Source organism: Lacimicrobium alkaliphilum (assembly GCF_002591895.1).
Lineage (GTDB): Bacteria > Pseudomonadota > Gammaproteobacteria > Enterobacterales > Alteromonadaceae > Lacimicrobium > Lacimicrobium alkaliphilum.
This window is the reverse complement of record NZ_NISX01000002.1, coordinates 100,741-122,873: the sequence shown is the minus strand read 5'-3', so window position 1 is coordinate 122,873 and position 22,133 is coordinate 100,741. Positions and strand designations below refer to the sequence as shown.

Annotated in this window: 19 protein-coding genes; 10 read left to right on the top strand and 9 right to left on the bottom strand. The window is 48.7% G+C overall.

From position 1 onward, the window contains the following. Nucleotides 1–155 precede the first annotated feature (155 nt). A complete protein-coding gene (gene cgtA, locus CDA54_RS02495; RefSeq protein WP_099033607.1) occupies nt 156–1,313 on the top strand; it encodes an Obg family GTPase CgtA in 1,158 nt (385 codons plus the stop codon). 8 nt (nt 1,314–1,321) lie between these two features. Then, nucleotides 1,322–1,831 carry a type 3 dihydrofolate reductase gene (gene folA, locus CDA54_RS02490; RefSeq protein ID WP_099033426.1) on the top strand — a complete coding sequence of 170 codons (510 nt, stop codon included), beginning with the start codon at nt 1,322–1,324 and terminating at the stop codon, nt 1,829–1,831. Nucleotides 1,832–2,234: 403 nt separating this feature from the next. Here folA and CDA54_RS02485 read toward each other — a convergent pair whose 3' ends face one another. From CDA54_RS02485 to CDA54_RS02455, 7 genes are all read right to left on the bottom strand, one after another. Beyond that, the gene (locus CDA54_RS02485) at nt 2,235–4,259 is read right to left on the bottom strand and encodes a HAMP domain-containing methyl-accepting chemotaxis protein (RefSeq protein WP_099033425.1); all 2,025 of its coding nucleotides are present in this window, start codon (nt 4,257–4,259) and stop codon (nt 2,235–2,237) included. A 292-nt stretch (nt 4,260–4,551) separates the two neighbouring features. Beyond that, nucleotides 4,552–5,352: a symmetrical bis(5'-nucleosyl)-tetraphosphatase gene (locus CDA54_RS02480; RefSeq protein WP_099033424.1), complete on the bottom strand. Its 801-nt coding sequence runs from the start codon at nt 5,350–5,352 to the stop codon at nt 4,552–4,554. Then, nucleotides 5,352–5,723 carry a Co2+/Mg2+ efflux protein ApaG gene (gene apaG, locus CDA54_RS02475; protein WP_099033423.1) on the bottom strand — a complete coding sequence of 124 codons (372 nt, stop codon included), beginning with the start codon at nt 5,721–5,723 and terminating at the stop codon, nt 5,352–5,354. The genes CDA54_RS02480 and apaG overlap by 1 nt, the downstream gene beginning before the upstream one ends. A gap of 3 nt (nt 5,724–5,726) precedes the next feature. After that, a complete protein-coding gene (gene rsmA / locus CDA54_RS02470; protein ID WP_099033422.1) occupies nt 5,727–6,533 on the bottom strand; it encodes a 16S rRNA (adenine(1518)-N(6)/adenine(1519)-N(6))-dimethyltransferase RsmA in 807 nt (268 codons plus the stop codon). Then, on the bottom strand, nt 6,530–7,519 hold the full coding sequence (gene pdxA / locus CDA54_RS02465) for a 4-hydroxythreonine-4-phosphate dehydrogenase PdxA (RefSeq protein WP_099033421.1): 990 nt from the start codon (nt 7,517–7,519) through the stop codon (nt 6,530–6,532). The genes rsmA and pdxA overlap by 4 nt, the downstream gene beginning before the upstream one ends. A gap of 4 nt (nt 7,520–7,523) precedes the next feature. Next, on the bottom strand, nt 7,524–8,801 hold the full coding sequence (gene surA, locus CDA54_RS02460) for a peptidylprolyl isomerase SurA (protein ID WP_099033606.1): 1,278 nt from the start codon (nt 8,799–8,801) through the stop codon (nt 7,524–7,526). 106 nt (nt 8,802–8,907) lie between these two features. Further along, a complete protein-coding gene (locus tag CDA54_RS02455; protein ID WP_099033420.1) occupies nt 8,908–11,121 on the bottom strand; it encodes an LPS-assembly protein LptD in 2,214 nt (737 codons plus the stop codon). 541 nt (nt 11,122–11,662) lie between these two features. On the opposite strand from CDA54_RS02455, the gene djlA reads away from it, so the two are divergent. After that, nucleotides 11,663–12,511: a co-chaperone DjlA gene (gene djlA, locus CDA54_RS02450; protein WP_180237090.1), complete on the top strand. Its 849-nt coding sequence runs from the start codon at nt 11,663–11,665 to the stop codon at nt 12,509–12,511. 236 nt (nt 12,512–12,747) lie between these two features. Here the strand turns inward: djlA and CDA54_RS02445 are convergent, their stop codons facing one another. Beyond that, complete coding sequence (locus CDA54_RS02445; protein WP_099033419.1) at nt 12,748–13,341, bottom strand: peptidylprolyl isomerase; 594 nt, start codon at nt 13,339–13,341, stop codon at nt 12,748–12,750. Between the two features lie 23 nt (nt 13,342–13,364). Next, a complete protein-coding gene (locus CDA54_RS02440) occupies nt 13,365–14,498 on the bottom strand; it encodes a methyltransferase (protein WP_099033418.1) in 1,134 nt (377 codons plus the stop codon). An 18-nt stretch (nt 14,499–14,516) separates the two neighbouring features. Between CDA54_RS02440 and CDA54_RS02435 the strand changes: the two genes are divergently transcribed. The 7 genes from CDA54_RS02435 to CDA54_RS02405 all read left to right on the top strand — a co-directional run bounded on the left by CDA54_RS02435 (nt 14,517) and on the right by CDA54_RS02405 (nt 22,133). Further along, nucleotides 14,517–15,134, top strand: a complete 618-nt coding sequence (locus CDA54_RS02435; RefSeq protein ID WP_229748018.1) for an alpha-ketoglutarate-dependent dioxygenase AlkB family protein — start codon at nt 14,517–14,519, stop codon at nt 15,132–15,134. A gap of 346 nt (nt 15,135–15,480) precedes the next feature. After that, a complete protein-coding gene (bolA, locus tag CDA54_RS02430; RefSeq protein WP_099033416.1) occupies nt 15,481–15,804 on the top strand; it encodes a transcriptional regulator BolA in 324 nt (107 codons plus the stop codon). Nucleotides 15,805–16,051: 247 nt separating this feature from the next. Next, on the top strand, nt 16,052–16,558 hold the full coding sequence (locus tag CDA54_RS02425; RefSeq protein WP_229748017.1) for a TRAP transporter small permease subunit: 507 nt from the start codon (nt 16,052–16,054) through the stop codon (nt 16,556–16,558). After that, nucleotides 16,558–17,928 (top strand): TRAP transporter large permease, encoded by a 1,371-nt coding sequence (locus CDA54_RS02420; protein WP_099033415.1) that lies wholly within the window; start codon nt 16,558–16,560, stop codon nt 17,926–17,928. Before CDA54_RS02425 ends, CDA54_RS02420 begins: the two co-directional genes overlap by 1 nt. Nucleotides 17,929–17,943: 15 nt before the next feature. Beyond that, nucleotides 17,944–19,032 carry a TRAP transporter substrate-binding protein gene (locus tag CDA54_RS02415; protein WP_099033414.1) on the top strand — a complete coding sequence of 363 codons (1,089 nt, stop codon included), beginning with the start codon at nt 17,944–17,946 and terminating at the stop codon, nt 19,030–19,032. A gap of 140 nt (nt 19,033–19,172) precedes the next feature. Further along, on the top strand, nt 19,173–20,351 hold the full coding sequence (gene fabV, locus CDA54_RS02410) for an enoyl-ACP reductase FabV (protein WP_099033603.1): 1,179 nt from the start codon (nt 19,173–19,175) through the stop codon (nt 20,349–20,351). A 441-nt stretch (nt 20,352–20,792) separates the two neighbouring features. Further along, nucleotides 20,793–22,133 carry a Na(+)-translocating NADH-quinone reductase subunit A gene (locus tag CDA54_RS02405; protein WP_099033602.1) on the top strand — a complete coding sequence of 447 codons (1,341 nt, stop codon included), beginning with the start codon at nt 20,793–20,795 and terminating at the stop codon, nt 22,131–22,133.

Genomic DNA, 22,133 nt, shown 5'->3' with positions numbered 1-22,133 from the left:
CAGCTCATATAACTTGAAAAGCCCCGCCGAAGCGGGGTTTTTTTTTGCTCCTTGTTTGTTCTCTGGCAAAGGGGGCTAAACCGGCAAGACAACATCGAAATGCAATATTAATCCGGTAGAATGCCATGAGGCATTTTGCCAGTGAGGTCAGACAGATGAAATTTGTAGATGAAGCTGAGATTCGTGTCGAAGCAGGTGACGGTGGAAATGGCGTCATAAGCTTTCGTCGTGAAAAGTACATTCCCAAGGGTGGCCCTGATGGGGGTGACGGCGGGGATGGCGGCAGCTTGTATCTCATTGCTGATGAAAACCTTAATACACTGGTTGATTATCGTTTTGACCGCATCCACCGCGCCCAGCGAGGCCAGAATGGCCAGGGCAGTAATTGTACCGGGCGCAGTGGTGAGGATTTAATCCTGAAGGTGCCGGTGGGTACCCGTGCTACCGACGTGGATACCGGAGAAGTGCTGGGCGATCTGACCCGCCATGGCAAACAATTGCTGGTGGCCAAAGGCGGCTTCCATGGTCTGGGTAATGCCCGTTTTAAAAGCAGCACTAACCGGGCGCCGAGACAAAAAAGTGATGGTACTCCGGGTGATGTGCGCAATCTCAAATTAGAATTGATGTTGTTGGCTGACGTGGGTTTGCTTGGTTTGCCGAATGCCGGTAAATCTACCTTTATCCGCAGTGTGTCGGCTGCCAAGCCAAAAGTTGCCGATTATCCTTTTACTACCCTTATTCCCAACCTTGGTGTAGTCCGGGTAGAAGGGCAGCGAAGTTTTGTGATCGCGGATATTCCCGGATTGATCGAGGGGGCAGCTGATGGTGCCGGTCTGGGTATACAGTTTTTAAAACATCTGGAACGTTGCCGGGTGCTGTTACATATTATTGACGTATTGCCCGTAGATGGTTCCAGTCCTGCAGAGAATGCTAAAACCATCGTGTCAGAACTTGAGCAATACAGTCCCAAGCTGGCGCAGAAGCCCCGTTGGCTTATCTTCAATAAGACAGATTTACTCTTAGAAGACGAACTGGAACAAGTAAAAAATGAGGTGATCTCGGCGCTGGACTGGCAGGGAGAGAATTTCTGCATCAGTGCACTGAGTAAAACCGGAACGGACGATCTGTGCCGTGAGGTGATGGGCTACCTGGATAGCCTTCCCGCAGAGGCGGAGCCAGAAGAGGCTGCAGAGGAAGTCGAGTTCAAATGGGATACCTATCACAAAGAACAATTACAGGAACCGGAAGATGACGATTGGGACGACGATGATCCCGATGATGATTCCGGAGTAGAGGTCATCTACACCAAATGAGGAACAGAATGCGAATATCAATGATAGCGGCAATGGCCAAGGGGCGTGTAATAGGTTCTGCGAACCGTATGCCCTGGCATCTGCCTGCCGATCTTAAACATTTTAAAAAAGTAACCCTGGGTAAGCCTGTGGTGATGGGGCGTAAGACTTTTGAGTCTATCGGCAAGCCATTGCCCGGGAGAAAGAATATTGTGGTCAGCAGTGATCCGGCGTTTAAGGCTGAGGGTGTTGAACGGGCTGAAAGCCCGGAGCATGCCCTGGAACTAGCGCAGCAAGAACAACCAGAAGAAATAATGGTGATAGGAGGGGGCACATTGTACAGCCACTTTCTGCCGCTGTGCGAGCGCCTGTATATTACTGAGATAAAGCTGGATGTGGCAGGAGATACCTATTTTCCGGACTATCAGGCAGAGGCCAACTGGCGTGCTCTGGAAGAAGAACATGTGCAGGCTGATGTAGAGAACCCCTATCCATTGGTATTTAAAACCCTGCAACGACGCAAGGTGCTGGAAGTTTAAAGAAGCTTTTTACCACGAACCACATCAAAAACAGATTTCACCGCAGAGACGCGGAGATCACGGAGAAGAGCATACCTTGTAGGGGCCAATTTATTGGACTGCCCCAGGATATTTGTCGAATAGATTCCATCTCGCAGAGGATCTAATGGTTTGTGTGATGCCCGAATACCGTTATCGGGCATCTAGTGATCTTTGACAAAAACTATTTAACCGCAGGGTCGCAGAGGGCGCAGAGATTTACACCGATAATCTCTTTGACCTCCGCGTTCTCCGCGGCTCTGCGGTGGATTCAACGTTTTGGGCAGTGGAGTAATCCCCGTATTCCGCTTCGCTTTATACGGGCTACGACTGAAAACTTGTTCCACTCCGCGAACTCTGCGACTCCGCGGTGAAATTGCAAGTTTTAAACCCTGAACTGGCGTACAGAGCCCTGCAGTTCATCGGCCAGCTTAGCCACTTCATGGCTGGAGTCTGTGGTTTGTTCTGCACCGGTCGATGTTTCTTCAGCAATAGCAACGATATTCTCAAGCTTCTCACTGATTTCCTGCGACACCTGATGTTGTTCTCTCGCTGACTGTTCTATCTGGGTAGAGACATCATGGGCTTTGTGTACCGCATTGGTGATCAAATCTAACGCTGAAGTCGCCTTCTCTGTCTGTGTTACACAAACCTCGGCTTGCTGTTTACCTTGTTGCATCACGGTTACGGCTTTTTCGGCACCGGCCTGCAGAATTTCAATCATCGACTGGATTTCCTGCGTTGACTCCTGTGTGCGGCTGGCAAGGGTTCTGACTTCATCTGCTACCACCGCAAAGCCACGCCCCTGTTCGCCGGCTCTGGCCGCTTCTATGGCGGCATTCAGGGCAAGAAGATTGGTTTGATCGGCAACGCCCCGAATCACATCGAGTATTCCACCAATACTGGCACTGTCCTGATTGAGTTTGTTGATCACATCGCTGGCTTTTTCTACTTCCTGTGCCAGCGCCATAATAGTGGTTCTGTTTTCTTCGGAAATGACTTTAACCTTTTCCGCTTCAGAATCGGCATTGCGAATTTCATTAAGGGTATCTTCAGCGCTTTGTGATACCAGTTGTGAGGTACTGTTCATCTCTGTAGTAGCCGTGGCCACCTGAGCAATCTGAGACTTCTGTTCCTGAATAGACTTGGTGGTCTGAGCCGTCACCGCAGATGTTTGTTCAGAGGCCGCGGCGAGTTGGCTGGCTCTTGAACTGATGCCGGATATCAGGTTTTTCAGGCTGTCGATAAGGTTATTACAATTTCTTGCAAGCTCACCAAATTCATCTTTAGAAGAGTCATCCAGCTTCTGAGTCAGATCACCTCCTGACACCACATGCAGCATTTCGTTGACCTTGTTCAGTGGCACGGTAATGGCTCTGACACTGAAAAATGCAATGGCGGCGGCCACGCCCGCAGACACCAACATAATGATAATTGTACTGGTGGTGCCGGTAGCGACAGAGTCGGCGACATCTTCTTTGGCAACTGCGGTGATATCATTGGCTTGTTTTAACAGGGCATTCAGATCAGCAACGGCGGCAGTGATATTGGCTTCCGAGTCGGCTAAAGCATCACTGGCGTCTGCCTGATTTTCAAGTCTGGAAACCTGATTATTCAGGATCCCTTGCGAAGAGGTGACGGTGCTCTCAATATCCAGAATCATTTCCTCAATATCTGAGAGCATACCGCTCGTGTCACTGCCAGAGGTACTGTCGATCATCCTCTGTTTCGTGCTCAGCACATTATCCATGGTTAATCTGAACTCGTTACCGATGGTTTCCGCACGGGTCAGGTCAGCGGTCTTGTTATATTGCGATGCCACACTAATCAGTGACATCAGTTCTGTTTCCAGATCTGTTCCGATTTTGGCCGCTTCAGCCAGTGGGCCACCATTGCGGGCCTCACTGAGATCGGAGAAATCCAGCAATAACATGGACGTGTCGTCGGTATTATCCTCCAGTGTCATCAACTGCATAGATAACCTCTGCCCTAATTGCAGGTCATTGCGCCGGTTATCAAACATCCGGGTTACGTTTGCTTCATAATCTCTGTAAATCGCTTCAACGTCATTAAGGGATCTGGTTAGTGCAGCCTGGGAACCTACCGCCGATTTTAGTTTTTTCAACTGATTTTCAAAATTATTACGGCTGTTGTTCAGTTGTTCCTGCAGCGCATCGAGTCTGGTCAGATCTGATTCATAAAAGGCTTCAAAAGTGATTCTGCCCATATTGACGAAGGACACCTTAAGGCCACTGCTACCTTGCAGGGTAGGAATCGCGAGTTCATTCACTTCTTCAACCGCTGAGTCTACGCTGCTGAGATTAACTAAAGAGAAAATGCTGATAATAAATAGCAGCAGAGTGATGATGGCAAAGCCACCGATGACGCGCATTGCTACGGTTAATTTCATAGATAGTCCCCGGGACAGCTATTGAACGATTCTTATACTGGTAAAATTACCAGAGTAATGGGTTTAGATCACCTGCCAATATATACCCAGATGACGTTAAAATACCTGTAAATTCGCCAAGGACGGGACAAAAGCCCTTTATGCCGCGTTAGATATTGTCAATTTGAGGTGATCAGACCATTAAAACCGGTCCTGGCTCAATACATTTTCATCTGCTGCTGACATCTGCCCACTCTGGTCACTTGGATCTGAACTTATGCTAAGTCTTTGTATCGACGTAAAGAATTTATTCTTAAATCTGATAGACCCTGCCATTTTCTAATTCTAAAGTAGTCAGCTTTCCACCCCAAATATAACCTGTGTCCAGGGCAATACAATTGGGTTGCCCTGTCGTGCCAGCAAGCGCAGCCCAATGGCCGAACAATACGCGCTGACCCGACGAAAGTTTCCGCCGCGGATGGCTAAACCAGGGGTAGAGACCTTCTGGTACATCGTTCAGTCCGGATTTACTCTGCAGATCCAGTTTCAGATCCGAGTTAACCCAGCGCATTCTGGTGAGTGCATTAATAATAAACACCTGCCTTTGCAGCCCCGGCAAATCATCACCCCAGGCCTGAGCATTATTGGTATACATATTAGTAAGCAACTCTTGCCAGTCAGCACTACGCAGAACCTCTTCGACTTCTGAGCCCAGCTCAGACGCCTGTTTGATGGTCCAGTCCGGATACAGTCCGGCATGACTCAGTAACGTATCAGCGTCGGGCATCCAGGTCATAGGGCGTCGCCTAAGCCAGTCCACGAGTGCATCTCGATCGGTTGCGTTTAGTATGGGGGCAAATTTGTCCTGGGTTTTGGGAGATTTAATACCAGAATGTATGGCAAGAAAATGCAGATCGTGGTTGCCCAGTACAGAATTCGCGTTGTCACCCAGGGATGTAAAAAAACGTAACGTCTGCAAAGACTCCGGGCCTCGCCCAATCAGATCGCCGGCTCCCCAGATTTTGTCTGTATCTGGCTCGAAGTTAACATGATCAAGTAAGCGCCTCAGAGCTGAATAACAGCCCTGAATATCGCCGATGACAAAGGTACGCATCAGTTGATCAGATGGGGGACGACGAGACTGAAAACCGGAATTGGGGCCTGAAAAGTACTGCCATCTGCTTTTTTCATTTCATAGTAACCCTGCATGCTGCCTACCGGTGTGTCTAAAAGTGCACCGCTGCTGTACTCATAACATTCATCCGGTGGAATAACGGGTTGCTTGCCTACGACCCCCGCTCCGCGCACTTCAGTTTTTTTACCATCTGCATCGGTGATCAACCAATAGCGATTCATCAACTGCACCGCTTCATGGCCAGTGTTTTCAATACGGACATGGTAGGCAAAGGCGTATTTTTGCTGGGCAGGGTGAGAGCTCTCAGCAAGATACTGACATGTTACCTGAATGCGTATCGCTTCACTCATTTGTCAGCCTCCAATGGTGTTCTCAACCAGATCCGCCAATGCGGCGAAATCACCCAGAGAGAGTGTCTCTGCTCTGGCATCAGGATTCAAGCCAAGGTCAACAATTTGCTTTTCGCTGAGCAGGGTTTTCAGGCTGTTGCGTATGGTTTTGCGGCGTTGATTGAAGGCCTGCGCGCAAACCTGATTCAGCCGCTGAGCACTGATAACTTTCACCGGTTTATCAGAGTAGGGCAGAAGCCTGACTACGGCGGAATCTACCTTAGGCGCTGGTTTAAATGCGCCAGGGGGCACCTCAAGTACAGGTAACACCTTACAATGGTACTGGGTCATCACAGACAATCGTCCATAGTCTTTATTGCCAGGTGCTGCAGCCATGCGTTTTACCACTTCTTTTTGTAGCATAAAATGCATGTCACTGATGTGCTGTGCAAAGCTGAACAGGTGAAACAATAGCGGAGTGGAAATATTATAGGGAAGGTTTCCAAACACCCTCAGCGGCTTTACTGTGTCAACCAGTGAGGAAAAATCAAATTTCATCGCATCGGCTTCGACAATGTTCAGCTTAGCAGCAATAAAAGGGTGGCTGCGAAGCCGCGCGGCCAGGTCCCGATCCAGCTCCACTACTGTGAGTTTGTCAATGTGGTCACAAACAGGCTCTGTCAGGGCTCCGAGGCCGGGCCCGATTTCCACCATGTTTTCACCAGGCTGGGGATTAATGGCATCAACGATGGACGAGATCACATAAGGGTCATGGAGAAAGTTCTGGCCAAAGCGTTTTCTGGCGGTATGTCCCTGGTGTTGCTTGCTCATTGTTGTGCTCCGGCCATTTCGATGGCTTTTTGCAGGGCCAGCCGAAAACTGCCGGTGTCGGCTTTACCGCTGCCTGCCAGATCAAGTGCTGTACCATGATCGACTGAGGTTCGGATAAAAGGCAGGCCCAGGGTGATATTTACGGCGGCGCCAAAGCCTTTGTATTTGAGTACTGGCAGCCCCTGATCATGGTACATGGCAAGCACTGCGTCGGCTTGTTCAAGATATTTAGGCTGGAAAATGGTATCGGCAGGCAAAGGGCCTGTCAGATCCAGCCCCTCGGCTCTGAGTTTTTCCAGAGCGGGAATAATCACATCCAATTCCTCAGTACCCAGATGCCCCCCTTCACCCGCATGAGGGTTTAATCCACACACAAAGATCCTGGGCCGGGGAATATTAAATTTGTCTTTGAGATCTTCATGCACAATACGAATGACTTTGTGCAGGCGATCCTCGGTAATGGCTTTCGATACATAAGCCAATGGAATATGCGTGGTGGCCAGTACTACCCGTAATCCTTGTGTGGCAAGCATCATTACCACATCGGCAATATTGGCCTGATGAGCGAAATATTCTGTGTGACCACTAAAAGAAATACCTGCCTGATTTATAATGCCCTTGTGTACCGGTCCGGTGACCACCGCATCGAATTCGCCACTAAGGTTTTTGCTACTGGCCTGGCGCAGGGTTTCCACCACGTACTGGCCGTTAGTGGAATCCAGTATTCCGGCTTCTACCCTGGTGGCTACAGGTATGTCCTGAATAAACGCCTGGCCTGGCTGATGCAGCTCTTGTCGGGCTTCATTATATGGGTGCAGTGTCAGCGGCAACTTCAGTTCTGCGGCCCTTTGCAATAGCATATCCCGACTGGCAAATAACACCAGTTGTGCGTCCCATTGCTGTTGCAGTAACGCAATGATTAAATCCGGCCCAATACCCGCAGGCTCTCCCGGTGTAACAGCGATACGTAAAGGACGATCACTCAAGTGCCTACTCCAGTACTTCGATATAGGCGCTGTCACGCATTTCCCGCAACCAGTTGTCAGTTTCTTCAGCGAACTTACGATTGAACAGCAGACGAGACGCCTTCTCTTGCTGCACTTTATCTGTGACATCGCCGACTCTTCTGTCCAGTAACTGGACAATATGCCAGCCATGGGAGGAGCGGAAAGGTTGACTAATCTGGTCTTTTTCCAGCTTTTCCAGCGCCTCTTTAAAAGCGGGTACATAGGCACTTGGGTCCGACCAGCCAAGTTCGCCGCCTTTAAGTGCCGAGCCGGGATCCGCAGAATGCTCTTTGGCCAGTTCAGCAAAATCAGCCTCTCCGGCAAGAATCTGTTCTCTGAATTCTTCCAGCATCTGTTGTGCCCGTTCTTCGCTGAGAATGACGGTGGGTTTAATCAGAATATGGCGGGAGTTAACTTCTTCAACCTCTACCTGTTCCATGCCCTTCAGATCACTAACTTTAAGAATGTGAAAACCTGCCCCACTGCGAATAGGACCAATTAATTCACCTTTCTTTTTGTCTTGTACGGCTTCGGCAAACAACGTGGGCATGGCATTAATATTCATCCACCCCATGTCACCCCCTTCAAGGGCTTTGGCTCCGGATGATGAAGCAATGGCAATCTTGGCAAAGTCAGATCCATTATTGAGTAGTTCCAGAACTTTATTGGCCCGGTCTCTGGCGCTGTCGATATCTTCTTCTGTGGGCTCGGGGGGAAAACCGATAAGAATATGCCCCAGACGGTACTCAGCTTGCTGCAAACCTTGTTGCTGCATCAGCCTTACCAGGCTTTCTACTTCCTGAGGTGTGATATAAACACGGCGACGAACATTGGCCCTGCGCACTTCTCCGGTGATCAGTTCGCGGCGAACTTCTTCACGATAGCTGTCGTAGCTGACACCTTCAGCAGCGAGACTGGCTCTGAGCTGCTCAACGGTAGCACCTTCACTTTCAGCAATACTGGCGATCGTCTGTTCAAGTTGCGGGTCGCTGACCTGAATCCCCATACGTTCGGCCATCTGCATTTGCAGGCTGGTCAGTATAAGACGTTCTGTGGCCTGCGTACGAACGGCCTGATCAGAAGGTAAGTCCTGTCCGGAGGCAATAGCGTTACGTTTGACAGACTGAACCAGTTCCTGGATTTCGCTCTCCAGCACCACGCCCTGATCGACAATGACCGCTACGCGATCCAACTCCTGAGGTTGACTGCTTACGGCAGCCGAGAAAAAAAGCAAAAAGCATAGTACTGGGTTTAATTTCATATTTGACTTCATTGGTTGGTAATTTTCCCGATCTTGATCGCCGCCCAGCTTGCCCACTTTTGCGCTGTGGTCAAGGAGAAACTTGCTGACGATCAGACTGATCATATCAATTATTCAAGAAATAGGGGTGCCGATATCCGAACAACCCTTCATTTAGTAACGATCTGGCCGAATCTTTTCCGCCAAATCCTTTAAACACAAATTGTAATGCAATACCTGATTCGAACTCGTCGTTACTCTGTTCACCGAGGGCATCGAATCTGTTGCTCAGATAGCGCTGTGCCACAAATTGCAGTGCCCAGCAGCAGGACTGGTATTGTATGCCGGTAAAGCTTTCGATCGTTCTGTGGGTTGATAAATCCTTGTACCAGCGACCAACCCAGTGCCAGTTCTGGTGTAATGGCCAGCTTGCTGTCACACCCACCTGATCAATCTCGTTGCCAGCGATATCCCTCACATAGCGGTGATTTAACTGAATCAGTTTATTGTCGGCCAGCTTGTAATCCAATGAAATATTGCTTCGCTCAACCCGTTGGTTTACTGACGACAACTGGATTTGTGAGCGAACAAACCACTTGGAACTGATGCGCCAATCAAGTTCGGCTGCCAGAGCCGACCTGTCTTCTTGCCGATTGTTATCGCTGAGCCTTGTATCACCAAAATAGAATATCTGCCCCAGACTAAGACGCAATTGCTCTGTGTCATTGTCATCCAGCAAACGGGTGGTTAAACCCAGAGTCAGTTGGTTGGAATCGCTGATACGATCCAGCCCGGTAAACTCCTGGCCTCGGAACAAGCCGATATAATCATTCAGCAACCTGCTGGTATCGTAGCGTCCGATCTGCTGCTGATCTTCATAGCTGGTATACAGATACTGCATTTTGGGTTCCAGTGTCTGAGTCATCTGATCGCCAAAAAGTTCGATTTGTCGCTCAAAGTTTACCGCTCCGTAGATCCGGCCCTGGCCCAGGGTGCGGCTCACAGACTCTTTCAGGTTAGAGCCCTGGGGCAGTGATTGACGGTAGAATGTCTGCAGTAATGTTCCCTCTGCTACAAATTCACCCCAGCTATTATGCAGCGGCAGGCTTACTGTTGGTGCCAGATGAAGACGGGTTGCCGATGGACTGTCCTGCTCGCCATTCTCGAAATGAGCCAGTTCGGAGTTAAGTCTGAACTCGAGCAGAGATGTCAGATCCTGATGATAATCCAGTTTGAGTTCCGGAATGGCGCGGTAGCTATTAGGGTGATTGCCAATGATTTCAAAATCTTTTATCTGTGCGGAAAAATTCAGATTATCTGAGAAATACCACAGTTGCAGATTCTGATTTAGGTGTGTATCGGCTCTGTTGTAGAAATCTGAGCCCAGATCAACAATGTAATTATCGTCACTAAGGCCGTTTATTTCTGCACTTACCTGCCAGTTTTCCGATAACTCCCCCTGATGCACAAACCGATAAAAATAACGTGCCTCATCGAGATCGCTGCGACGGTCATCGTGCAGGTACTCGAGATCAAGCTGGCCATTGTGAGACTCAGTCAGATATCTGAATTCGGTCTTCAGCTGCAGCCCCCGGTCAGACATCAATCTGGGAGACACAGTGGCGTCATAATTGGGAGCTATATTCCAGTAGTAGGGTTGTTCATAAGACACGCCTATTCTGTCGGAACTCGACAGGGTCGGAAACAGAAGACCGGTCTGACGCTGCTCAGAAACGGGAAAGCTGAAATAAGGAAGATACAGCACAGGAACGCCAGCCAGGTAGAAACGGGTATTTCTGGCTTCACCCCAAATCTCCCCAGGCCCTAACGTAATGCTGCTGGCTTTAATTAACCAGTCTTCGTGACCAACAGGACAGGTAGTGAAACTGACGCCCTCGAGATTGATCCCGGTCTGATTACTGATATCAATATGTTGCGCCTGCCCCCGTCCGACAAACCCGAGCATCTGATATTCAGTATTTTCCAGTGATAAGCTTCCTGAAGCCAAATCCAGACCCATATTGTCACTGGTGATATGAATCTGGTTATCAGTAAAGGCGATATCGCCACTGGCTTTGAGCTGTCTGGCCGTTTTATCAATCAGGGCCTGCTGAGCCTGGATAATGCCCTGTTTGCTTTGTATTTCCACTCTGCCACTGAATTGGGCAAGTTTGTCCTGTTGTATCTGCGCATTTCTGGCTTTTACTCTTATGTCACTATCACCCGGCAGACTCTGACTGCTTAATGGCAGTGTCGGAGGTGCCAGACATAAAGGCGGCTGAGCCCAGACAACAGTGCAGAACAGCCCCAAAGGCAATAGTGTAATTCGGGATATTTTCATAAAGGCGCGGATGATGCTCAATAAACCGGTCACGGGCAAAAAAGGCAATTTTAAGGGTTTCAGTCTGTTTTACCAGTACTATACCCAGGAGCACCATTATTCCTTTGTAATTAAGTCGTGATTGAAGACTATTCTGATGTTTTTTGTTCAGACGGAAGAGCATCTTAACGGCGTTAAAAAGCGAATTTATAACGGACATGAAAACACTTGCGTTGAGACACTTATATGAGGCGATGGTCAGTGGAATTTATACCATCGCTCCCGGTATAATCCACAGCCCGCCCAGGCATTACAGTACATTTTCAATGTCAGGTTTTATCGCCAGGCAAGGCTGGTCATAGGCTGTCTTCAGAGGTGATGAAATCTGAGAGTAGATGGTGCTTTTGAAGTTATCTTTTGAGGCGGCACAGGTTTGTCAATCTGGCGTTCAGAGAAAAAACGCGTTGTCAGAGGCGTTGGCTTCAAAAGCGCTGTTTGGGTATATTAGCCGTGGCAACTCGTTGAAGGTTTGCGCTCAATCTTATCGTTAAGGAATATTTATATGCCAATTTGGGGAAAGGTGCTCGGTACTTTCTTTGGTTTTATGTTTGGTCGCATTCCCGGAGCTATTCTTGGTTTTATCGTCGGACATTTATTTGATCGGGGATACAGTCAGGATTTTAACCAAATGGGCGGGTTTGGGCGGTTTTTCGGGAAAGCCGATGATTTGAATCGCCAGGCTGTTTTCTTCCATGCTCTGTTTTCCTGCATGGGGCATGTTGCTAAAGCCAATGGTCAGGTGACCACTGATGAGATTAAGATGGCCACCGCATTGATGGACCAGATGGGGCTCACAGGTGAAACCCGCAGTGAGGCGCAACAAGCTTTCAGAGAGGGTAAAGCTGCTGACTTTCCTCTGAAGCAGACATTGCAGGAATTTCATCAGTCCTGCCATGGCCGCAGGGATATTTTACAGGTGTTTCTGGAGATTCTGATTCAGGCAGCGTATGCCGACGGGGGGCTGGATAAGGCCGAACAGAAAGTTCTGGAAAATGCTGCAAGTTATCTGGGATTTCGTCAGCACGAACTACTGTACTTACTGTCAGTGTATGAAGCAGAACTGCGCTTTCGTACCCGTAGTCACCAGCGACGCACCAGCAGTGGCGGACCCAGAGGGCGCAGTACCTACTCCGATGCACAGAGCCTGAATGATGCCTATCAAATACTTGGGGTGAACAAAAGTGACGATATGGCGAAGATCAAAAAAGCTTATCGTAAGCTGATGAGTGAAAATCACCCTGATAAGCTGGTTTCCAAGGGTTTGCCTAAGCAGGCACTGGAACTGGCTAAAACCAAGGCACAGGATATTCAGGCTGCTTATGAGCTAATTAAGAAAAAACGGGAAGGCTGAGGTTTAGCACCAACCATACGAAAACAACGCCTGGAGCGATTTTTAACGCCAGTAGTTTAATGGCGGCCCGCAGGGCGCAGGACAGGGATAGGCCGTAGTAAAAGGGTGAAAAATTTAACCACAGAGGCACGGAGGGCACAGAGGTTTTAAGGCACAAGGCATGGGCCCTGCATTTCTCTGTGTTCTCTGTGCCTCTGTGGTGATAAATATTATATTTTTCCGGAATATCAGCCAGTTCAGAATTGCGGTGGCAATATCGTGGCTTTTTTCAATATGACAGGTTCAACCGGCACATTGGGCCAGCCAAAAGTCGGATCCACCTGAGTTTCAACGGCGGCAATCTTATCCAAAACCTCCATACCCTCGGTAACCCTGCCAAATACGGCATAGCCCCATTTTCTGCCGGGATCTAAGCTTTCATTGTCGTTCATATTGAAGAAAAACTGTCTTCCTGCAGAGTGGGGATCATTCTCTCTGGCCATGGCCAGGGTGTAGAGTTCGTTTTTGTTGCCGTTGCCGGACTCGTTAAATATGGTTCTGATAGTGGGTTTACTGTTGAATTCTGTGTCATAGCCGCCGCCCTGAACCACAAAGTCCTCTATGACTCTGTGAAAAATGGTGTCTTCATAGCTGCGCTTTGACACATAGAGCAAGAAGTTGTTACTGGTGATTGGCGCTTTGATGCGATCCAGCTCCACCACAATCTCACCCATGCTGGTTTCCAGTCTGACTTTCGGAAACAGGTTGTCAGGCTGAATTTTAGCCCCTTCATTCTTGGCTGCCACAGACAGGGACGCCAGTGTCATAAAAATTGCAACCCAGACTCTCATAAGGTTTCCTTTTTAGTTACGGGTTATTTTTTAATGGCTGATAAGATACTGAATTTATTATTTGCTGCAACCTGATGATAGCTGCCAAATAAACGTTTCAACTTATGATGGTAGTCCAGATGACGGTTGCCGATGATCCTCAGTTCTCCACCGGTATGAAGACAGTCATTTGCCTGCTTAAACATGTGCCAGGCAATGTGATCGGTGATGCGCTGCTGTTGATGAAAAGGCGGATTACAGAGGATCAGGTCTGCCTTGCGGGGAATGAATGCACTCAGACAGTCACTGACAACAAATTCACACCGCTGCAGTTTGTCAGCCATATTATATTGCACATTAAGCCTGGCTGAGGCCACCGCCATAAAAGACTCATCCACAAAACACGTGTTCTGTGCATTTCTTTGAGCCAGCATTGCCATACCCAGAATTCCATTGCCGCAGCCAAGATCAATCACTGATTTTCCTCGTGCATCAGGCAGGTGCTGAAGCATAAAACGGGCGCCAATATCGAGTTGCTGGCGGGCAAACACGTTGGCATGATTATGTATGCGCCAGTTGTGCTCTGGCAGGTTCCAACACGTGGGGTAGGGTGAAACCAGACCTTTGTTGCTTTGAGACTGACAAAATATCAGTCTCGCTTTCTTTTTCGCCAGAGAAGTTCTGACCGGCCCGAGATACTTCTCGAATAAGCTCAGCGTTGAAGTGTGGATCTGCGTGACTTTGCCAGCAGCGATGATACGGGTATTCGTAGTGACCACTGATTGCAGCTGGCAAAGCTGATGCTCGAGTAATGCCAGTGTTTTAGGAATCTTAATCAGCACCCACTCGGGAGATTCGGCGGGCAGAGTCAGGCTGTCAAAGAAGTTCACCGTATTGGTATTGAGCTTATTGATTTTCAGATTTTGCTGACAGGCCAGCTGAGATACCAGTGAGTCTCCCATCCAGCATGGATTTTGTGCAGCCAATGCGCAACACAGAGCACCGCAATCGTCATTGAATATCCACAAAGACTTTGCGTTACGCCCGCTCTGTGCGGCAAATTGTTCAACAATATACTCATCGGCAGCGTCCCAGGCCTGTTCGCTTTTGTGTTGGGAGGACGCCGGATAGCGGTAAAGTTCAAGGGTCTTATCTGTTAGGATCAGACTGGTATTCATATGTGTACGGGTCCATTAATGCAATCAGTGCAAAATAGTCTTTTCGCCCGGCAGGACATCAATATGGCAGATGCCGAACTGACCTATGTGGCAGACTTTCTGCCCGCCAGCGAGGCAGATTCGCTGTTGGCTGTTTTACAGGGCACATTGGCCTGGCGTCAGGATAGTATCAGAATTTACGGGCGAGAGGTTAAAATCCCCCGCTTGCAGGCCTGGTATGGCGACATGGAAGCCAGCTATAAATACTCAGGGCTGGATATGCACCCAATACCCTGGACGCAAGCTCTGCTTGATGTAAAACACGCCTGCGAGCAACAATCTAATAGTAAATTTAATGCGGTACTGGCGAATTACTATCGCAACGGGGCTGATGGGATGGGCTGGCATTCTGACGATGAGCCAGAGTTGGGCAGCAACCCGGTAATCGCTTCTGTGAGCCTGGGCCAGAGCCGCAATATGGATTTCAGACATCGACAAAGCGGTGAGAAATACAGAATTGAGCTGGGCCATGGTAGTTTGCTGATTATGGCAGGCCCGACCCAGCAATATTGGCAACACGCCGTGCCGAAGAGCCGTAAAGCCCTGAATGAACGCATTAACCTTACCTTTCGCCATATTATCCCACGAGCCTCTTAGCATAGGGTTTTACATTGGAATAACTTTATTAGCTGACGAAAAACTGTACTTTTCTCTAAGTATTCCAGGTTATAAAAGTTTGAATTAAACAGAGTTAAAAATATAAATCGTAGCCTCAGTGAGTTAGCATAAATGGGTGGGTTATTTATATTTTGGCCTTTGTTTCGTCACCGTATATAGCTAAATTTATGCAGGCTGTGCTGATTTTTTATTGTGCTTTTGCAGCGGAAATAATCCCAATGATAAGTTCAGGAAACAACCTATTCTTTGGCACTGCGCAGCGTAACAGGATTCGCATTAGCCCATCAGTTTATGTACAAACCCAGAGAGAGAATAAGGAAAGTCGATGAATATTCAGTCCCGAATTGAAGAAAAATTACTCAGTCATTTTGCCCCGGCTTACCTTGAAGTGGTGAATGAGAGTCATCAGCATAATGTACCTGTTGGTTCACAAAGCCACTTTAAGGTGGTACTGGTGTCTTCTTCTTTCGATGGTGAACGATTGATTAATCGTCATCGTGCAGTTAATGCTGTTTTACGTGAAGAATTGGCTGAACATATCCATGCACTAGCGCTGCACACCTATACCGATAGTGAGTGGCGTGGTTTGTATGGCGGTGCGCCTGATTCTCCTGATTGTCTGGGCGGACTGAAACGAAAAGCCTCCTGAGTCTGTTTGATGTCATGATGCTACCGGCCGCGTAGCATCATCTTCCCCCCTTGATTATTAATTTTTGATTCGCTTGACCATTCCAATTGCGTGAATATTTTGTTAAAAACGGCTGCCAGATGACAAAATGGATAGCGGGTTCAGTAAGAGTTAAAAGCCCTGAAATCGCTGGTACTCGCTAAACTGCTCATATATTCTGTGTTTAGTGACCAACTGATAACAACTAAAACAAGAGCGCGGACCTTCCTTGTTACAACGTTGCCAAATTATTATCGATCGAACCAATGATATGCTGTGCAAACTGGTCAGCTGGCTGACCTTGCTGATGGTATTGTTGGTATTCACCATTGTACTGCTCAGATATGGCTTTAATCTGGGCTGGATTGCCATGCAGGAATCCGCTTTGTATCTGCATGCTATCGTGTTCCTGCTCGGTGCGGCCCATACTCTTAAGGCCGATGAGCATGTCAGAGTCGATATTTTTTACCGTAACGCGTCACCCGGGCGCCAAGCCTGGATTGATATTCTCGGCACCTTGTTGTTGTTGATACCGGTAAGCCTGACCATTCTGATATTGAGTTGGGATTATGCGGTTAATTCCTGGGCCCTGCTTGAAGCCTCAGGGGAAGCCGGAGGTCTGCCGCTGGTTTTTATTCTCAAATCACTGATCCCTTTGTTTGCCCTGACTATGCTGCTGCAGGGAATCGCGCAAATATTTAACAATATCCTATTCCTTAAAGACGGGGTGCGCTGATGGAATGGCTCTCCCTGTTAATGTTTGTACTGGTTTGTGTGGTGCTGATGCTCGGTTATCCGGTGGCATACTCACTGGCGGGCACGGCATTAATTTTTGCCGGTGTATGCTCCTTATTTGGTGCATTCGATATGGCCTATATGAGTGCGCTGCCCAGCCGTCTGTACGGGATTATGACGAATCAGACTCTGCTGGCGGTTCCTCTGTTTGTGTTTATGGGCATAATGCTGGAAAAATCCAGAGTGGCAGAGCAATTACTGACGGCAATGGGGCAGGTGTTTGGTCGCTATCGTGCGGGACTCGCTGTATCCGTGATTCTGGTGGGCATGTTAATGGCGGCCAGCACCGGGATTGTCGGTGCAACGGTAGTTACCATGGGACTGTTATCACTGCCTTCTATGCTTGAGCGCGGATATTCCCCGGCTCTGGCCACTGGCAGTATTTGTGCCACCGGCACGCTGGGACAGATTATTCCGCCTTCTATCGCACTGGTGCTGCTGGGTGATGTGTTGTCCAGCGCCTATCAAAGAGCGCAACTTAATATGGGCATTTTCTCACCGGAATCGGTATCGGTGGGAGATTTGTTTGTGGGCGCGTTGATCCCGGGCCTGATATTGGTTGGATTATATTTAGCCTACGTATTAGGGCTGGGTTTTTTCAGGCCCCAGTCGGTACGTAAAGATCAATCTGAACAGCAACAGACCCTGAGTGTCGTGTCTCTGCTGCGTGCACTATTGCCGCCTTTGCTTTTGATGGTACTGGTGTTAGGTTCTATTTTACTGGGGTTGGCCACGCCTACAGAAGCGGCTGGTGTCGGGGCGCTGGGGGCATTGCTGTTAGCGATGTTCAGTCGCCAGCTTTCAGTTAAGCGTCTGCAGGATGTCATGCTAAGCACCACTAAAGTGACGTCAATGGTGTTTCTGATCCTCATCGGTGCGTCAGTTTTTTCATTAGTGTTCAGAGGGTTAGGCGGTGAAACCTTAATCGAAGACTTCTTTACCGGCCTGCCTGGCGGGGTGTTCAGCGCCATGTTAGTGGTGATGCTGGTGATTTTCCTGCTCGGTTTCATTCTCGACTTTATTGAGATCACCTTCGTGGTAGTGCCCATAGTGGGGCCTGTATTGCTGATGATGGGCGTGGATCCTGTCTGGCTGGGGATCATGATCGCCATTAACCTGCAAACCTCTTTTTTAACTCCGCCCTTTGGTTTTGCTTTGTTCTATCTTCGGGGGGTTGCTCCTGAAGGCGTAAAAACATCGGATATGTACAAAGGGGTAGTCCCCTTTATTATTCTGCAGCTGCTACTATTGGTCGCTCTTGCCATCTGGCCAGAGTTGGTAACCTGGTTACCAGATAAAATTTATGGCTGAAACAAGGAGTAAGTCTTGAAAATTGTTAACGTTATTGGTGCAGTGGCGCTGAGTGCCTTGCTGTTTGCCTGTTCTGATCAGGAATCGCAGGAAACGGCCGCTTCTGAAGCCCGGCAAAGTTATAAGTGGAAGCTGGTAACATCCTGGCCGAAAAATTTCCCTGGGTTAGGCAGGGCGCCGGAGACATTTGCGAACTACGTGGAGCGTATGTCAGGCGGACGTTTAACGATTCAGGTGTATGGTGCCGGTGAGCTGGTACCAGGCTTTGAGGTATTTGATGCAGTATCAAATGGCACCGCTCAAATGGGCCATGCAGGAAGCTATTACTGGAAAGGTAAGGCACCGGCAGCACAGATTTTTACGGCGATCCCCTTTGGTATGAATGTTACCGAAATGAATGCCTGGATCCATTATGGCGGTGGTCTTGAACTGTGGCGAGAGTTGTACAAGCCCTTCGGAGTCATTCCGTTCGCAGGTGGAAATACCGGTGTGCAAATGGCGGGCTGGTTTAAAAAGGAAATCAATAGTATCGGGGATCTGAAGAACCTCAAGATGCGGATGCCGGGTTTAGGCGCAGAAGTACTTAAAAAAGTAGGGGGAATGCCAGTGGCTTTGCCCGGAGGACAGATTTTCACTTCATTACAAACCGGGGCCATTGATGCCACTGAATGGGTGGGCCCTTATAATGATCTGGCATTTGGTCTGCATAAAGTGGCTGATTATTATTATTACTCTGGCTGGCACGAGCCTGGCGCTATGCTGGAATTTACCGTCAATGAAGAGGCTTACAATGGGCTGCCTGAAGATTTACAGGCTATTATTGAAGTGGCGACCCGCGCCGTGAATCAGGATATGCTGGATGAATATACCGCCCGCAATAATGAAGCACTGATGGCGCTGCAGGATAAACACGGGGTTAAAGTATTGCCTCTGCCCAATGACGTTATGCAGGCACTTAAGACGGCGTCATTGGAGGTCATGCAGGAGCAGTCCGAGGCAGATCCTCAGTTTGCAGAAATATACGACTCCTATCGTAAATTCCAGCGCAATGTCAGCCGTTATCATCAGTTGTCCGAATTTGAATACTATAAAAATCGTCAATGATGCGACGCTGTATTAATTCAATTCATGCCAAAAACGGCCGTTCTGTGCCCCTTTATGCTCTTTGGCATTAGCTGCTCAGAGTTGTTTATCAGTATCAGGGGGATACAATGCCCCCAATTTCATTTGAAGGAATATTTATTATGGTTATCCAGCCGAAAATTCGCGGCTTTATCTGCACCAATGCTCATCCTGTGGGTTGTGCCACCAATGTAAAAAAACAAATCGCTTATATTTCTAATCAGCAGCAACCAGATGATGGTCCAAAAAACGTACTGGTATTGGGGTGTTCTACCGGATACGGGCTCGCCTCCCGCATCACCGCTGCCTTTGGATATGGCGCAAAGACCCTGGGTGTGTGTTTTGAAAAACCGCCAACAGAGCGCAAAACGGGCACAGCGGGCTGGTATAATACGGCGGCCTTTCATCAGCAGGCCCATGATGCAGGACTGTATGCAAAAACCATTAATGGCGATGCGTTTTCCAATGAAATAAAAGCCGAAGTCATTGAAGCCATCAAAGCTGATATGGGTAAGGTTGATCTGGTGGTATATAGCCTGGCTTCACCGCGACGTACTGATCCCAATACCGGTGAGACCTTTAAGTCTGTGCTGAAACCCGTCGGCCAGGGGTATACAACCAAAACCTATGACACCGACAAGGATCGGGTACATGAGATCGAGCTGGAGCCGGCGACTCAGGAAGAGATTGACCATACAATCAAGGTAATGGGCGGTGAAGACTGGGAGATGTGGCTGGATGCTCTGGATGAAGCCGATTTACTGGCAGATGGTTGCCGTACTACGGCCTATACCTATATAGGTAAAGAACTGACCTGGCCGATATACGGCCATGCCACCATTGGTAAAGCCAAAGAAGATCTGGACAGAGCCGCCTCGGCGATTAATGCCTCAAAGGCAGATAAGCAGGTTAAGGCCTATGTTTCATCACTAAAAGCGCTGGTGACCCAGGCTTCCTCCGCGATTCCGGTAATGCCGTTATATATTTCTTTGATTTACAAAGTCATGAAAGAAGAAGGCACCCATGAGGGGTGTATTGAGCAAATTCAGGGCCTGTTTGCAGAAAAGCTCTTTGCACCGAACCCACAAACTGATGAAGCCAATCGTTTGCGTATGGATGACAAAGAAACCAATGAGCAAACACAGGCTAAGATAAAGGCGTTGTGGGATCAGGTGACGCAGGAGAATTTTCATCAGCTAAGTGATTATGAGGGTTACCATCAGGAATTCCTGCACCTGTTTGGTTTCGGCTTTGACGATGTGGACTATGATGCGGATGTCGATCCACTCGCACAGTGGTAATAATGAGCCGTTAAAAAACGAACCGCCGTTAAGGCGGTTTTTTTGCTCAATAGCAGACACTGGCCTAAAGTTGCACAAATATTGCCATGGAAAAGGTGGGCCGGTTAGTGCTAAAATGCGCCGCTTAGAGACCAAGCTAAAAGGTTTCAGCCTCTTTTTCCTGAATTGGGCAAGGTTGTTTGCAGTTGATTTCCTCATGCACAGCATGTGATGAATTTCTGCAGTCACTTAAGCGGTACAGGTCATTGGGGATGATGAGGAGCCTTTGTAAGTCGGCAGCGGACGCAGAGCCGAACCGTACAACTCAAGTATTAAAGTATAAATTGCAGGCGCTTGCCACATTTGTGAGCAGGTCAGGTTCGCTTTGAGTCCTCATCAGGGTTGGGTTTTTAATCCAGGCAATCCTGATGAGTATTCAGTCAATGAGTAGTGCAATTGCGTATGATTAAAATCACTAAAGGGTTGGACCTTCCTATCACGGGAGAGCCACAACAACAGATCCATGATGGTCCCCAGGTTAACCGGGTGGCCGTACTTGGAGAAGAGTATGTCGGGATGCGCCCTACTATGCATGTGCAGGTAGAGGACAAAGTTAAGAAAGGTCAGTTACTTTTCGAAGACAAAAAGAATCCCGGGGTTAAATTCACTGCGCCTGCCGCCGGAACTGTGGTTGAAGTTAACCGCGGAGCCCGACGTGTGTTGCAATCAGTAGTGATAGAATTGGATGGAGACGACAAAGAAAGCTTCGCCAGTTATGAAGAGGCGAAGCTCGATAGCCTGGCTCGTGATGAGGTGGAAAAAAATCTTGTTGACTCCGGGTTATGGGTTGCGCTTCGCACTCGACCTTACAGCAAATCGCCTGAGTTAGGTTCAAAGCCTGCGGCGATTTTTGTTAATGCCATGGATACCAATCCATTGGCGGCGGATCCGACGGCTATTATTGCTGAACGCAAACAGGACTTTATTAATGGTCTGAAGGTGTTAAGCAATCTTACCGATGGCAAGTTGTATGTGAGCAAAGCCGCAGGCACCGATGTCAATGTTGGTGATGCCAAAGCTGAAGTCAATGAATTTGCCGGTCCGCACCCAGCAGGTCTGGTAGGTACCCACATCCATTTCTTAGACTCTGCCGGACCTGGCAAAGTGGTGTGGCATATCAATTATCAGGATGTGATGGCCTACGGCGCATTTTTCACCACAGGTGAGATCGATAATCGCCGGGTTATTGCTTTGGGCGGCCCCGCCGCTAAAAATCCTCGTCTTCTGCGTACCATTCTTGGTGCCAGTACCGAACAGCTCACCGCCGGTGAAATGACAGGTGGCGATATTCGCGTGGTTTCCGGCTCTGTGCTCTGTGGTACGAATGCACATGGCGTACATGGCTATCTGGGACGTTTTCACCTGCAATTGAGCTTGCTGGCAGAAGGTAACCAGAAAGAGTTCTTCGGCTGGTTGCGCCCGGGCAGTGATAAGCACTCTGTTACCCGCGCGTATCTGGGACACTTGTCGCCTAAACGTCTGTTTAATATGACCACTACCACCAATGGCTCGGATCGTGCCATGGTGCCAATTGGTAACTATGAGCGGGTGATGCCGCTGGATATTTTACCCACCATGTTGTTGAGAGATCTGCTCTCCGGTGATACTGACAGCGCACAGTTGCTGGGATGTATGGAATTGGATGAAGAAGATCTCGGATTGTGCACTTATGTGTGCCCTGGCAAGTATAACTATGGACCTGTCCTGCGTGAGTGCTTGGCCAAAATTGAGAAAGAGGGCTGA